We start from the raw sequence: 14,254 nt of genomic DNA on the forward strand, positions 1-14,254 counted from the left end.
CATCCCGTCCGGCCCCATCTCCACATAGCGGCTGGACCATCGTTTGGCGGTGGGCCAGGAGACGTTGAAGTGTTCCGCCGCCCTTGCAATGGGCCAACCGTCGTCGACGACGCGTCGGGCCAGCAGCAGCCGGCCTCTTGGGGTCAGTGGTGCGTTAGCGTGAACCACGAAGGTCTCCTGTCCGCGATGTGGGTGTCTAAGCAGCTCCACTTCACGACAGGAGACCTTCGCTGTTCAACGACCAGTCACAGCGTGTCGTCGCAATCCCTCAACCAACCTGCCTGGGCAGTACAGCTAGCGCACTACTCGCGCTCGAACTGCGCCCGCCTGTGGTCGCCGAACGGCTCGTCGCGCTCGCGCACGGCTTCGCGGAACCCCGCCGTGGCGGAACGTAATTGGAAGGCGTACCCCTCCCTGGTGTGTCGGGACACGCCGTCGAAGACGGTGCTCACCATCGTCGAGTTCGCGACACCCTGCGCGAGCAGGGTGCTGTTGAGCGCCAGCTTGACCATCATCAGCTGGTTGATCGGCATCGCGGCGATCCGGCCGACGAGGTCCTCGGTGCGCTCGTCGAGCTCGTCGGGCGGCGCCGATTCCACCGCCAGCCCCCACTCGGCCGCTTGGCGGCCGGCGATGCAATCCCCGGTCAGCAGCAGGCGTTTGGCCCGCTGGTCGCCGAGGCGGTGCGCCCACATGCCTGCGGCAGGGACACCCCACACCCGGGTCGGCGGATACCCGATCTTGGTGTCGTCCGCGGCGATGATCTGGTCGCAGTAGAGCGCGATGTCGGTGCCGCCCGCCACGCAGAACCCGTGGATCTTCGCGACGGTCGGCTTGTTCGCGTGCAGCAGGCTCGCGAACCCACGGTTGAAGCGGCTCATCATGGCGTAGTCGGCCATCGGGTCCCACTGTCCGAAGGGGTTGTGGTTGCGGGCCTGCACGACCGGGTCGAGCACCGTGCCGATGGTGGGGTCCGGCCCGTCGTCGGGGCCGCCACCCCGTTCGGCGAAGACGCCGAGGTCGTAGCCGCCGCAGAAGCCCTTGCCCCGCCCGGAGACCAGCATGACGTGCACGCGTGGGTCGAGGTCGGCGCGTTCCACGGCCGCGGCGAGTTCGAGTGGGGTGTCGGCGGTGATCGCGTTGCCGTGCTCCGGCCGGTTGAAGGTGATCCGTGCGACCCGGCCGGTCACCTCGTAGGTGAGGGTCTCGTACTCCACCTGCTCTGCGGCCGTGTCCATCTCACGCCCGGCGAACAGCGAGTCGTCGCCCTCGTCCCAGCCCTCCCGCCAGGCCGCCGGGCGGGTCCCGGCGTGGTCGGTCACGACCCGGCCTTCGGTGTGGCGCGGGCGATGATCGCCGCCGTGTCGACACCGTCGGGCAGGGTGCCGAACACGCTGCCCCAGTCGCCCGCGAGCCGGCTGGCGCAGAATGCATCGGCGACGGCGGGGTGGCCGAACCGGACCAGCAGCGAGCCCTGCAACGCCACCGCCATGTCGCCGACGACGCGGCGGGCTCGGTGCTGGAGGGTGCCGACGTCGCCGAAGGCGCCCTTCAGTCGGCCGACGGCGGCGTCGAGCCGGGCGTCGGCCCCTAGGCTCGCGTCGAGCTCGTCGAAGAACGCCTGCAACGTCTCGGGCTGTTTCGCCATGGCCCGGAGGGTGTCGAGCGCGGCAACGTTGCCGGATCCCTCCCACACCGAGAGCAGCGGCGCCTCACGGTAGAGCCGTGGCATCCGCGAGTCCTCCACGTATCCGTTGCCGCCCAGGCATTCCAGCGCCTCCGCGGCGTGGATCGGACCGCGCTTGCAGACGAAGTACTTGCTGACCGCGAGGGCGATGCGCCGCAAGGTGGCGGCCTGCTCGTCGCCCGCGGCCGCCCGGTCGGTGAGGGCGGCCAGCCACATGGCGACCGTGGTCGAGGCCTCGGATTCGACGGCCAGGTCCGCGAGCACGTTGCGCATCAGCGGCTGGTCGACCAGATGGGCACCGAAGGCGCTGCGATGGGTGGCGTGGTGCGCGGCCTGCGCCGTGCCCACGCGCATCCCGGTGGCCGTGCCGATCGTGCAGTCGAGCCGGGTCATGTTGACCATCTCGATGATGGTGGGGACGCCGCGGCCCTCCTCTCCCACCAGCCAGGCGACGGCCTCGTCGTACTCCACCTCGCTGCTCGCGTTCGAGTGGTTGCCGAGCTTGTCCTTCAGCCGCTGCAGGTGCATCCGGTTGCGGGTGCCGTCGGGCAGGATCCGCGGCAGCAAGAAGCACGACAACCCGCCTGGGGCCTGCGCGAGGACCAGGAACAGGTCCGACATCGGCGCGGAGGTGAACCACTTGTGCCCGGTCAGCAGGTAGCTGCCGTCCGACTGCGGGACCGCCCGGGTGGTGCCGGCGCGGACGTCGGAGCCGCCTTGCTTCTCGGTCATGGACATGCCGGCGATCAGGCCGGTCTTGGTCAGCGGCGGCGCGAGCGCCGGGTCGTAGGCGCGCGCGGTGAGCAGCGGTTCGTACTGCGCCGCGAGCTCGGGATTGTGGCGCAGGGCGGGCACGACCGCGTAGGTCATCGAGATCGGGCAGCCGTGTCCTGCGTCGACCTGGCCCCACACCGCCATCTTCGCGGCGCGGATCAGGTGCGCGTTGGGATTCGGGTCCGCCCATGGCGCACCGTGCAGCCCCATCTCGACGGCGGTGGTCATCAGCTGGTGGTAGGCGGGGTCGTACTCGACCTCGTCGATCCGGTGCCCGTAGCGGTCGTGCGTGTGCAGGATCGGTGGGTGGGCCTCGGCCAGGTCGCCCCAGCGCTGGGCGGTTGCGCCGCCCGCGAGCCGGCCGACCTCGTGCAGTTCGTCCAGTGCGTCGTGGGCGCCGGCGCGCTGGAGCGCCTCCAGGATCGGCTGTTGGTCGGCGGCGTCGTAGTCGACCAGCGGCGGCACCTGGTTGAGGACCTCGTGTGTGGCGCTCATGTGGGGCTCCCAAGGGATCGGAGGGTGAAGGCATGGAGGAGGGGGAGGATCGTCGGGTCGACGGCTCCCCTGGCGAGCGGGAGGACGAGCGCCTCTCCGATCGCGCCCACGATGCAGGCGGCGGTCACGGTGGCGTCCTGGACGGGGATCTCGCCTGCCTCGATCGCGCCTGCGATCGCCACGGCGAGCGCATCGCGGAGCGACTCACGGAAGAGCAGTCGCTCGGTGTCGACCTGGGGGTCGACGGGTTCGACGAGCAGGGCGTAGGCCAGGGTGGGCGCGCGCAGTGCTCGCTGCGCGAAGGTTCCGACGGCGGCCGAGACGGCCGCGACGCATCGTCCGTCCTCGGCGCGGGCCGCCTCGCCCGCGGTGACGGCCGCGTTGACCTCACGGCTGCAGACGATGCGGAACACCTCCGCGAACAGTTCGCCCTTGCTCGCGAAGTGTCGGTAGACGGTTCCGGTGCCGACCCCCGCGCCGGCCGCGACCGCGGAGATGGAGCAGCCGCCATAGCCGTGCACGGCGACCAATCCGGTCGCGGAGTCGATCATTCTGGTCCGCAGGGCGTCCAGTCGTTCCTGGACGGCGGGGGTGCGCCGATAGGCCATACCCAAGGAGTGAACTCCGGTTCCGTTCTTAGGTCAAGGGGTTGACAGTGCGGCCGGACCTGCTGTTACGTTCGGCCCCACGATCACGCGGCTGACCCGGTCCCGAGGTGTCGGGGGTGCCCGCACCACGAAAGGCGGCCCATGACCAACGATGCGGTTCTCGTTCGACGGGACGGCCCGGTCACGACCATCAGCATCAACCGGCCTTCCGTGCGCAACGCGGTGGACCGGCCCACCGCGGAGGCGCTCGCCGCCGCCTTCCGCGAGTTCGACGACGACCGGGGCGCGGCGGTCGCCGTCCTGCACGGCGAGGGCGGAACCTTCTGTGCCGGAGCCGATCTGAAGGCGATCAGCTCCGGGGCGGGCAACCGGGTCGCGCTCGACGGTGACGGCCCGATGGGCATCTCGCGGATGCGGCTCTCCAAGCCGGTGATCGCCGCGATCGCCGGTCACGCGGTGGCGGGCGGGCTGGAGCTCGCCCTGTGGGCGGACCTGCGAGTGGCGGAGGAGGGCGCCGTCCTCGGGGTCTTCTGCAGGCGCTGGGGGGTTCCGCTGATCGACGGCGGCACCGTCCGGCTGCCGCGGCTGATCGGCACGAGCCACGCCATGGACCTGATCCTGACGGGCAGGCCGGTCGACGCGGACGAGGCCTACCGCATCGGGCTGGTGAACAGGAAGGTCCCGGCCGGCGAGGCGGTCGCTGCCGCCCAGCGGCTCGCGGCCGACCTGGCGGCGTTCCCACAGACCTGCATGCGGCAGGACCGGCTCTCCGTCCTCGAGCAGGAGGGGCTGGCGGAGGACCAGGCGATGCTCGCCGAGTTGCGGCACGGCGCGATCTCGCTGGCGGACGGCACCCTCGAGGGCGCGACGCGCTTCGCGGAGGGCGCAGGGCGGCACGGCACCTTCGGCTGACGGCGGGTGTGTGGAGGTCGGCGTCGAGGCGCGGCACCCCCTGCCCCCGGGAATAAGATACGAAACGGTAGCGTATCTATATCCAAATGGAGGTCACCGTGTCATCGTCTGCCAAGTCCGGCCGTCCGCGCGACGCGGCCCGCGATCGGGCGCTGCTGGTCGCGACCCAGGACCTGCTGGCGGAGGTCGGATTCGACCGGCTGTCGATCGACGCCGTGGCGGCCCGGTGCGGGGCAGGCAAGACGACCGTCTACCGGCGGTGGGCGGGCAAGCCGGAGCTCGTCGCCGATGCGGTCGCGTTGCTCCACGAGATCGCCCTCGCGCCCGACACCGGCGACCTGCGGACCGATCTGGTCCTCATGGCCAGGGCCTGGCACGACCCGGACTCGCGGCGTGACGCCGTGGTGGGCGGCCTGCTCACCGGGATGGTGCACGACAGCGGACTGCGTGCGGCGGTCAACCAGGCCATCTCGGTGCCGTACAAGGAGGTTTTCGCCACGGTCGTCTCGAGGGCCGTCGAACGGGGAGAGGTGCCAGTCGGCCGGGACATCGACCTGATCGGCAGCATCTTCCCCGCGATCACCTTCCACCGGCTGTCGGTGATGGCGGAGCCGATCGATCTGGCCTTCATCGAGCGAGTCGTCGACGGCGTCGTGGTGCCGGCACTGACGTCGGGCGGCTCGCCGGCGACAGGCGACGCAACCTCCCGCTGAGGGGGACGGATGCGGATGACGGCGCGGAGGAGGGGCTTTCATGGACGACGTGATCACGTACGGTGACGGTCGCGGCGACCCGGCGCCCGTCCGCGACGATCCCGCCGAGACCTATCCCTGGATCAGGGGACGGAGCGGGAGCCGTCGTCTACGGGGCGACGGCGTCACCGCGCAGTTCGTCCGCTTCGTCCTCGTCGGCGGCTCGAGCAATATCGTGTACGCACTGGTGTTCCTGCTGCTCCATGCCCGGGGCACGTTCGCTGCCAACGTCGCGGGGGTGGTGGTCAGCACGGCCCTGGCCAACGAACTCCATCGCAGGCTGACCTTCCACGCGTCCGCGCGGGTCAGCTGGTTCCCGGCGCAATGGGAGGGCGGCGGGCTCGCGCTCGTCGGGCTGGCACTGAGCACACTCTCGCTCGCCCTGCTCGATTTCTGGCTGCCGTCGGCAGGCGGCTTGGTGCAGGCCGTCGCGGTCGTCGCGGTCAGTGCGTTCGTCGGTGTCCTGCGCTTCCTGGCCCTGCGTGGTTGGGTGTTCTCTTAGTGGAGATGCGGGACCGCGTTCGCCGGATCAGCGCGGAACGTCCCGGGTGGCGTCGTATGCCTCCGGCAGCGCGTCCCCGGCGTTGAGCGTCAGCAACAGCTGGTGCAGGTCGTCGCGCCGCGAGGGGGCGAGATCGGCGAGGGTCTGCTCGTTGAGCGAGGCCAGCAATCTGTCGGACTCGGCGGCGGTGCGCCTGCCCTCGTCGGTGATCGCGATGAGGAAGCGCCTGCGGTCCTGCGGATCTCGTGTCCGGCCCGCCAGGCCCAGCCCTTCGAGGTGATCGATGGACGAGACCATCGTCGTCGGGTCGATCCGTAGCTGGTTCCCGAGCTCGAGTTGCGAGCGCGCGCCCGCCTCGGCGAGTGCCTGCAGGATCAGGTAGTGCCGGGTTCGCAGTCCCAGCTCGGCCAGCCGATCCTCGCTGAGGCGGAACATCGCCTGTCCCAGCTTCATCAGCAGGCAGCCCGTGTGGCGTGCCGCGGCGTCGGAGACCAAGGGCTCGGCCACGTCAGAACCTCCGAATCCAGGGCGGTGGGGAGTGTCGATCATATGAGGCCCGCGTCCCCGCCCCGTGGTCGGCATCCAGTATGGTCCGCGTCAGAAACCATTCGTGATGCTGATTATTTCTACACTGAGGGAGTTGGCATGGCCACCGAGTTCGTTCAGTCCATCGATCTGACCGGCAAGACCGTGTTCGTCGCGGGAGGGACCAGCGGGATCAACCTCGGCATCGCCGAGGACTTCGCCAGGGCAGGCGCCCGGGTTGCGGTCATGAGCCGCAGGCAGGAGAAGGTCGCCGCCGCCGTCGAGCGGCTGACCGAGCTCGGGGCCGAGGCCATGGGCGGCAGCGCCGATGTTCGCGACTACGCCGCGACAGAGGCGGTGCTCAGGGAGGTGCACGACCGGTTCGGCGACTTCGACGTGATGGTCTCGGGCGCCGCCGGCAACTTTCCCGCCGCGGCGCTCGGGCTCTCGGCCAACGGATTCAAGTCGGTCGTCGACATCGACCTGCTCGGCACCTTCAACGTCCTGCGTGCCTCGTACCCGTTCCTGCGCAAGCCCGGTGCCTCGGTCATCAACATCTCCGCGCCGCAGTCGGTGCTCCCGACGGTGACGCAGGCGCACGTGTGCGCGGCCAAGGCCGGCGTCGACATGCTCACCAAGGTGCTCGCCCTCGAGTGGGGCCCGGCCGGGGTCCGGGTCAACGGCGTGATCCCGGGTCCGATCGACGGGACCGAGGGCATGGCGCGCCTGGCCCCGACCGAGGAGGACAGGGCCCTCGTCACCAACAGCGTTCCCTTGCGCCGGTACGGCACCCCGCGCGACGTCGCCAACGTGTGCCGGTTCCTGGCCTCTCCGCTCGCCGACTACGTGTCGGGCGTGGTCCTGGCCACCGACGGCGGATGGGCGCTCGGCGGTGCGTCCGCCACCATGGGCGTCATCGGTCAGCCCCTGCTCGACGCCGTCGACTCCGAGGCCTGATCGCACCGGCACCGACGGCGACGGCGGTGCCTCCGGAGATCCGGAGACACCGCCGTCGCTCAGGTCAGTCGCGGGACATCGCGGCCCTCAGGTGGCTTTCGACGTCGATGTACGCGTCGTCGGCGATGTCGAAGACCACCTTCGCGATCTCGCCGCCCCGGAACTCGAAGCGCGGCTCCGGGTAGGCACTCGACACCGGGTCGGCGCTGTCGTAGCCGATGCACAGCCCCTCGCCACAGAGCGAGAAGTGCCCGAGCACCGTCCGGATCTTCTGCTCGCCGACCTGCTGGTCGTCGATGTAGAGCTTCAGCGGTCCGACGCCCTCCCGGTTCGGTCCCATGCTCTCCTTGGTGAATTCGACGCCGATGATGTGCTTGCCCGACGTCGGGACCGGGGCCGAGATGCGGTCCTCGGGCGGAATCCCGAGGAAGTTGTACGCGTACGTGACCTGACCGCCCTTGATGAACAGCGAGTGGCCGCCGAAGCGCGAGCCGTGCGCGAAGATCACGCCCTGCGAGTCCGGCGTCAGGTCCACCTCGGCGAGGATCTTGTACGAGACGCCGTGCACGTTCGCGGCCGACCGTTCCGGCACCTCGGAGGTACCGGGGTAGTACACGTACTGCCCGCTCGGCGGAACCGGCTGGTGGAACTCCATGCCGATGAAGGTCTCGAAGTCCTTCGGGTTGCCGATGATCTGCAGGTCGTTGAGCGGCAGTACCTTGTTCGCCTTCGCCTCCTCCATCCACAGCGCCTTGAGCTCCTCGAGCTTGTCCGGGTGCTCGGCCGCCAGATTGTGCGCCTCGGCGCGGTCGACGTCGGCGTGGTACAGCTCCCACTCGTCCTTGTCGAAGTTGCTCATCCCCGAGACCGGACCGTGCACGGAGACGGCCTTCCAGCCCTGATGCCACAGGCCGCGCTGGCCGAACATCTCGTAGTACTGGGTCTGCTTCGCCGTCTGTCCGTCCGCGGGGGCGTCGAAGGAGTACTTCATCGAGACGCCCGACAGTGGGGTCTGCTCGACGCCGTTGTAGGTGTCCGGGAAGGCGACACCGCAGGCCTCGAGGATCGTGGGCACGATGTCGGTGGAGTGGTGGTACTGGTGGCGCACCTCGCCGCGCGCCTTCATGCCCGCCGGCCAGTGGATCACCAGCGGGTCGCACACGCCGCCCTGGTAGGTGTACCGCTTGAACATCTTGTACGGCGTCGAGAACGCCGCCGCCCAGCCGGTCGGGTAGTGGTTGTAGGTGTCGGGGCTGCCGAGCTTGTCGACCATGCGGAGGTTCTCGGCCTCGTCGTCTGGGTAGCCGCCGAAGATCTTGCCCTCGTTCACCGAACCGTTGGGGCTGCCCTCGCCGGAGGCGCCGTTGTCGGCGCAGTAGATGATGAGCGTGTTGTCGAGCTGGCCCGACTCCTCCAGGTAGTCGACGATCCGGCCGACCTGGGCGTCCGTGTACTCGGAGAAGCCGGCGAACACCTCGGCCATGCGGCTGAACATGGCCTTCTCCTCGTCGTTCAGTTCGCCCCACGGGCGTACCTCGTCGGTGGGGGAGAAGGTGCCCTCGGGCATCGGGTTCAACGGCGTGAGATCGGTGTCCGCGGGCAGGATGCCCTTCTCGACCATGCGGGCGAGCACCCATTCGCGGTAGGCCTCGTAGCCGTCGTCGAACATGCCCTTGTACTTGTCGATGTACTCCTGCGGCGCGTGGTGCGGGGCATGGTTCGCGCCGGGGCAGAACCACAGGTACCAGGGCTTCTCGGGCTCGGTCTGCTTGACGTCGCGGATCATCCGCAACGCCTGGTCCGCGAGGTCCTTCGAGAGGTGGTAGCCCTCTTCGGGGGTGTAGGGCTGGTCGATGTAGCGGTTGTCCTCGGCGAGCGAGGGGTACCAGTTGTTGGTCTCGCCGCCGATGAAACCGTAGAAGCGGTCGTAACCCTGTGCGAGCGGCCAGTTCTTCTTCGAGGCGCCCGCGGTCCACTCGTCGATCGGCACATTGTGGTTCTTGCCGACCCAGAACGTCGACCACCCGGCGTCGCGCAGGACGTTGGCCATCGTGGCGTTCGACGGCGGGATGTGCGAGTTGTAGCCGGGAAATCCGGTGGAGGACTCGGAGATCGACGCGAAGCCGTTGAGGTGGTGGTTGCGCCCGGTGAGGAACGTCGAGCGGGTCGGCGAGCACAGCGCGGTCGTGTGCCACTGCGAGTACGTCAGGCCGTTGTTCGCGAGGCGGTCCATGGTCGGCATGTTGATGCGCCCGCCGTACGGCGACCAGGCGGCCATGCCGGTGTCGTCGTACAGGACCACAAGCACATTCGGTGCGCCCTTTGGCGCCTTTTCTGGGAGGAATGCATCCCAATCGGACACCGAGTCTCGGACGTCGAGGTTGATGCTGCCCTTGAATTCCTTGGTCACTGATCGCTCCATATCCGTCGGAATGTCCGTGTCACCGATGGTCGCCTCGACCGGCCTCTCATGCCTCACCCGCGTGAGGTGAAGCGGCCACCGATCGATTGCCAGACCATGGGGAGACTGTGGCGAAAGGGGCCGGCGGGAGTGAACACGACGGAGAACAGGCGCGGGCGGTGGCTCCTTTTCGGCTCCCTGCAGGGCTACCAGAGGAATTGGATCAGGCCCGACGTCATCGCCGGGCTCACGGTTTGGGCGGTGCTGGTGCCGGAGGCGTTGGCCTACGCCACCATCGCGGGGGTGCCGCCGGTGGTCGGCCTGTACGCCGCCATTCCCTCACTCATTCTCTATGCCGCGGTGGGCAGTTCGCGGCACCTGGTGGTCGGTCCGATGTCCGCCACCGCGGCGCTGTCGGCGGCCATCATCGCGCCGCTGGCGGGCGCCGATGGCGGCAAGTACATCGCGCTGTCCGCGGTGCTGGCCATCGCCACCGGCATCGTTGGGTTGCTGGCGGGACTGATCCGGCTCGGCTTCATCGCGTCCTTCATCTCCGAGCCGGTGCTCAAGGGCTTCATCGTCGGCCTCGCGCTGACCATCATCATCGGCCAGGTGCCGAAGCTGTTCGGAGTCGAGAAGTCCGAGGGCAACTTCTTCGAGCAGGCGTGGGGTGTGCTCCGGCACCTCGGCGACACCGACTGGCGGACACTGACTGTCGGCCTGCTCAGCCTCGCGGTGGTGCTGGGGCTCAAACGCTGGTTTCCGCTGGTCCCGGGATCGCTGCTCGCAGTGCTGCTCGGCATCGCGGCGGTCGCGGCGTTCGGCCTGGACGACAAGGGCGTCGAGATCGTCGGGCACATCGATTCCGGGTTGCCCTCGATCGGTCTGCCGGGCGGCGTCGGGTTCGATGACTACGTGGACCTGCTGGGGCCCGCCGTCGGGGTGCTGCTCATCGGCTTCGCGGAGGGCCTTGGCGCGGCCAAGACCTACGCGGTAAAGGCCGGCTACGAGGTGGACGCCAACCGTGAGCTGATGGGGATGGGCGCCGCGAACCTCGGCTCCGGTCTCACCTCGGGCATGGTGGTCAACGGCAGCCTCTCGAAGACGGCCGTCAACGGAGGGGCGGGGGCGAAGACCCAGGTGAGCGGCCTCGTCGTCGCGGCGCTGACCGTGATCACGCTGCTCGTCCTGACAGGGCTGTTCGAGAACCTGCCGGAGGCGACCCTCGCGGCGGTCGTCATCGCCGCGGTCATCGAGCTGGTCGACGTGTCCGCGCTGAAACGCCTCTACGGGGTGTGGACCGAGCGGCTCGGCAGCATCTACGGCCCGGCCGCCCGCGCCGACTTCGCTGGTGCCGTCGCCGCGATGATGGGCGTGCTGCTGTTCGACACCCTGCCCGGCCTGGTGATCGGCATCGGGGTGTCGATGTTGTTGCTGCTCTATCGCTCGTCGCGCCCGCACGTCGCGGCGCTCGCGAAGGAGGGCTCGCTGTGGGTCGATGCCGAGCGCCATCCGGACATCGCCACCCGTCCGGACGTGGTGGTGGTGCGGGTCGAGGCAGGCCTGTACTTCGCGAACGCCGACCACGTGAAGGAGAGCATCGAGGCGCTGTGCACCGAGGAGACCCGCACGGTCGTGCTGGACGCCGAGACGTCGCCGTTCGTGGACGTCAGCGCCGCCGAGATGCTGATGCAATTGCGGGACACGCTCGGGCGCAAGGGGATCGAGCTACGAGTTGCCCGCGACATCGGACAGTTCCGGGACACGCTCAAGCGCGCGGCACCCAGTGGCAGGCGCCTCGGTGTGTACCCGACCGTCGCCGAGGCCCTCGCCGATCAGGGTTCGGGAATCTGACGTGGCGGTCGCCCAACTTCGAGCGGGTCGCGGCCAAGGGCCTGCCGTGAACGTCGGGATGATGGAGCAGAAGTCATGACCGGACTCAATTTGCGGCGGGATGTACCGGTGCTGGCGCCGACGCTGGTCGGGTACCAGAAGCGTTGGCTCCGTGCAGATGTCGTCGCGGGTCTCAGTGCGGGCGCGGTGGTGATCCCGCAGGCGATGGCCTACGCGACGATCGCGGACATGCCGGTGCAGATCGGCCTGTACACCTGCATGGTGCCGATGGTCGTGTACGCCATGCTCGGCGGGGCGCGGGCGGTCAGCGTCAGCACGACGTCGACGATCGCGCTGTTGACGGCGTCGACGATGATCGGCGCGGGGATCGCGGCAGGCTCGGACGACGCGCAGACCTCGCTCATGACACTGACCCTGCTGGTCGGCGTGATCCTGTTGTTGGCGCGCGTGCTCAAGCTCGGGTCGGTCGTCGAGAACATCAACGAGGCGACGCTGACCGGCATCAAGGTGGGCGTCGGGTTGACGGTCGCCGCGAGTCAGCTGCCGAAGCTGCTCGGCGTGCCCTCCGACCCGGACGCGACGGGCTTCTTCCGGGTGGTGTGGTCGGCGCTGCGTCAGATCGGTGACGCGAACGGCGCCACGGTGCTCCTCGCGGCCGGGTCCATCGGCGCGCTGTACGCGATGGCGCGCCTGGCACCCCGGATACCCGGACCGTTGGTGGTCGTCGCGGTCGGGATAGCCCTGGTCGCGTTCGCCGGTCTGGATGGCCGCGGTGTGGAGCTGATCGCGGAAGTGCCGCAGGGCATTCCGCTTCCCGGCATCCCCGGTCTCGATGACGTCGGCGCGCTGATCCCCGGCGCGCTCGCGATCGCGGCGATGGCGTTCCTCGAGACGGTGTCGGTGGCGCGAGGGGTGCGCAGGCCGGGCGAGCCGCAGATCGACAGCGACCAGGAGATGTTGGCGAACGGCGTCGCCTCGGTGGCGGGCGCGTTCTTCCACACCCTGCCGCCCGCAGGCGGGTTCTCCCAGACGGCGGTGGCCTTGCGGGCCGGGGCGCGCACCCAGGCCAGCGGTCTGGTGACCGCGGCGTTGGCGGTACTGGTTGCCCTGTTCCTCGCCCCGGTGCTCAGCGACCTGCCGCAGGCCACGCTCGGTGCGATGGTGGTGGTCGCCACGCTCGGACTGGTGGACATCGGTGCCTTCGCCCGGTTCTGGCGGATCAACAAGATGGAGTTCTGGATCGCGCTGGCGACGGCGCTGATCGGGCTGACGGCGGGCCTGCTGCCCGCGGTCGCGGTCGGCGTGCTGTTCACGCTGTATCTGGTGCTGCGCGAGCTCGACCGGCCGCACGTGGTGCAGCTGAGCCGCAGCGCGGACGGCCGGTGGGTCGGCGGCGACGAGGACGCTCCGACGGCTCCGGCGAATCCGCTGGTGCTGCGGATCGATTCGGCCCTGTACACGGCGAACGTGCTGGCCAACGTCACGGTGATCCGGGAACGCATCGACGCCGCAGGCGCGGAGACCGTGGTGCTGGACTGCTCGCGGGCGTGGAAGATCACCACCACGGTGATGCACCACGTCCGGGACCTCGATCAGGAGCTGTCCGCTCGGGGGATCACCATGTACTTCGCGGACGTCCCGCAGCGCGATCTGGAGACCGCCCGCAAGACGGAACTCGGGCGGCAGTTCGCGGAGTCGGGGCGGATCTTCCCCACCGTCGACGAGGCGATCCAGGCGCTCCGCGCCGGTGCGTGATTTGTACCCCGGTTGGGGTACAAATCACGCACAGTCCGGGGGACGGGAACAGCGGGACCACCTCCGTCCTGCGTGAGACGATCGCCGTATGCGACTGGGTCTGCATGCGCTGGGAATCGGCACCGGCGCTCACCGCGGGGTGATCGACGCGGTCGCGGCCGCCGCGGAGCGCAACGGGTTCGCCACCCTGTGGTCGGGCGAGCACGTGGTGATGGTGGACCGTTCGGCGTCGCGCTATCCGTACGCCGACGACGGCAAGATCGCGGTGCCCGCCGCCGCGGACTGGCTGGATCCCATGATCGGGCTCAGCTTCGCCGCCGCGGCCACGCACACCATCGGCATCGCGACGGGCGTGCTCCTGCTGCCCGAACACAATCCGGTCCTCGTCGCCAAGCAGGCTGCCACGCTCGATCGGCTCAGCGGTGGCCGGCTCACGCTCGGCATCGGCATCGGCTGGTCCAGGGAAGAGTTCGCCGCGCTCGGCGTCCCGTTCGGGCGTCGCGGCGAGCGCACCGCGGAGTACGTCGCCGCCATGCGGAGGTTGTGGTCGGACGACGTCGCGTCGTTCGACGGCGAGTTCGTGGCCTTCGACGAGGTCCGCGTCAACCCGAAGCCGGTTCGACACCGCCGCATCCCCGTGGTGCTCGGGGGCAACAGCGACGCCGCGCTGCGTCGCGTGGCGGCATGGGGAGATGGCTGGTACGGGTTCAACCTGGCCGGGGTCGACGATGTCGCCGAGCGGATCGGTGTCCTGCGCGAACTGTGTCGTGAGGTGGGCCGAGAGCCGAGCGAGCTGCGGCTGTCGGTCGCGCTGCGGGACGCGGAGCCCGGTGACGTTGCCGCCCTCGAGGAGTTGGGTGTCGGCGAACTCGTGCTCGTCGAGGCGCCGCCGGAGGATCCGGGCGACGCGGCCGACTGGGTGGCGACCCTCGAACGCCGTTGGAGGGCGTAGCCCTCGCAACTCACACGGGACGGGTGAAGTCGCCGGTCCGGGCTTCGTGGTGATCTGGAGGGAGAGCCGGCGAAGGGGAG

At 69.5% G+C, this 14,254-nt stretch carries 13 protein-coding genes; 7 read left to right on the plus strand and 6 right to left on the minus strand.

Annotation, left to right across the window (positions count from 1 at the left end; translation table 11 throughout):
* From BR31_RS30960 to BR31_RS0106710, 4 genes are all read right to left on the minus strand, one after another.
* Window positions 1-168, minus strand: a 168-nt coding sequence (locus BR31_RS30960; RefSeq protein WP_156042380.1) for a helix-turn-helix domain-containing protein, incomplete at its 3' end; no start/stop codon positions are given.
* Between the two features lie 134 nt (window positions 169-302).
* Window positions 303-1,322, minus strand: coding sequence for a crotonase/enoyl-CoA hydratase family protein (locus BR31_RS0106700; RefSeq protein ID WP_027500298.1), 1,020 nt, complete (start codon window positions 1,320-1,322; stop codon window positions 303-305).
* A complete protein-coding gene (locus BR31_RS0106705) occupies window positions 1,319-2,956 on the minus strand; it encodes an acyl-CoA dehydrogenase family protein (RefSeq protein WP_027500299.1) in 1,638 nt (545 codons plus the stop codon). Before BR31_RS0106705 ends, BR31_RS0106700 begins: the two co-directional genes overlap by 4 nt.
* Window positions 2,953-3,564, minus strand: a complete 612-nt coding sequence (locus BR31_RS0106710) for a TetR/AcrR family transcriptional regulator (protein WP_027500300.1) — start codon at window positions 3,562-3,564, stop codon at window positions 2,953-2,955. Before BR31_RS0106710 ends, BR31_RS0106705 begins: the two co-directional genes overlap by 4 nt.
* A 141-nt stretch (window positions 3,565-3,705) precedes the next feature.
* Here BR31_RS0106710 and BR31_RS0106715 point away from each other — a divergent pair, with 141 nt between their 5' ends.
* The 3 genes from BR31_RS0106715 to BR31_RS27655 all read left to right on the plus strand — a co-directional run bounded on the left by BR31_RS0106715 (window position 3,706) and on the right by BR31_RS27655 (window position 5,730).
* Window positions 3,706-4,476 (plus strand): crotonase/enoyl-CoA hydratase family protein, encoded by a 771-nt coding sequence (locus BR31_RS0106715; protein WP_027500301.1) that lies wholly within the window; start codon window positions 3,706-3,708, stop codon window positions 4,474-4,476.
* Between the two features lie 98 nt (window positions 4,477-4,574).
* Window positions 4,575-5,189, plus strand: a complete 615-nt coding sequence (locus tag BR31_RS27650) for a TetR/AcrR family transcriptional regulator (RefSeq protein WP_197023568.1) — start codon at window positions 4,575-4,577, stop codon at window positions 5,187-5,189.
* 40 nt (window positions 5,190-5,229) lie between these two features.
* The gene (locus BR31_RS27655; protein ID WP_081830353.1) at window positions 5,230-5,730 is read left to right on the plus strand and encodes a GtrA family protein; all 501 of its coding nucleotides are present in this window, start codon (window positions 5,230-5,232) and stop codon (window positions 5,728-5,730) included.
* Window positions 5,731-5,757: 27 nt separating this feature from the next.
* Here the strand turns inward: BR31_RS27655 and BR31_RS27660 are convergent, their stop codons facing one another.
* The gene (locus tag BR31_RS27660; RefSeq protein ID WP_051637033.1) at window positions 5,758-6,237 is read right to left on the minus strand and encodes a MarR family winged helix-turn-helix transcriptional regulator; all 480 of its coding nucleotides are present in this window, start codon (window positions 6,235-6,237) and stop codon (window positions 5,758-5,760) included.
* A 138-nt stretch (window positions 6,238-6,375) separates the two neighbouring features.
* Here BR31_RS27660 and BR31_RS27665 point away from each other — a divergent pair, with 138 nt between their 5' ends.
* The gene (locus tag BR31_RS27665; RefSeq protein ID WP_037175834.1) at window positions 6,376-7,212 is read left to right on the plus strand and encodes an SDR family oxidoreductase; all 837 of its coding nucleotides are present in this window, start codon (window positions 6,376-6,378) and stop codon (window positions 7,210-7,212) included.
* 64 nt (window positions 7,213-7,276) lie between these two features.
* On the opposite strand, the gene BR31_RS0106740 is transcribed toward BR31_RS27665, so the two are convergent.
* Complete coding sequence (locus tag BR31_RS0106740; RefSeq protein ID WP_442970204.1) at window positions 7,277-9,634, minus strand: arylsulfatase; 2,358 nt, start codon at window positions 9,632-9,634, stop codon at window positions 7,277-7,279.
* Between the two features lie 129 nt (window positions 9,635-9,763).
* Between BR31_RS0106740 and BR31_RS0106745 the strand changes: the two genes are divergently transcribed.
* From BR31_RS0106745 to BR31_RS0106755, 3 genes are all read left to right on the plus strand, one after another.
* Window positions 9,764-11,467, plus strand: coding sequence for a SulP family inorganic anion transporter (locus BR31_RS0106745; protein ID WP_027500303.1), 1,704 nt, complete (start codon window positions 9,764-9,766; stop codon window positions 11,465-11,467).
* Between the two features lie 75 nt (window positions 11,468-11,542).
* Entirely contained in the window at window positions 11,543-13,222 is a 1,680-nt protein-coding gene (locus tag BR31_RS0106750; protein ID WP_037175837.1) for a SulP family inorganic anion transporter, read from the plus strand.
* A gap of 88 nt (window positions 13,223-13,310) precedes the next feature.
* Window positions 13,311-14,174: an LLM class F420-dependent oxidoreductase gene (locus BR31_RS0106755; RefSeq protein ID WP_027500305.1), complete on the plus strand. Its 864-nt coding sequence runs from the start codon at window positions 13,311-13,313 to the stop codon at window positions 14,172-14,174.
* Window positions 14,175-14,254 lie beyond the last annotated feature (80 nt).

This window comes from Rhodococcus sp. UNC363MFTsu5.1, assembly GCF_000686785.1.
Lineage (GTDB): Bacteria > Actinomycetota > Actinomycetes > Mycobacteriales > Mycobacteriaceae > Rhodococcus_G > Rhodococcus_G maanshanensis.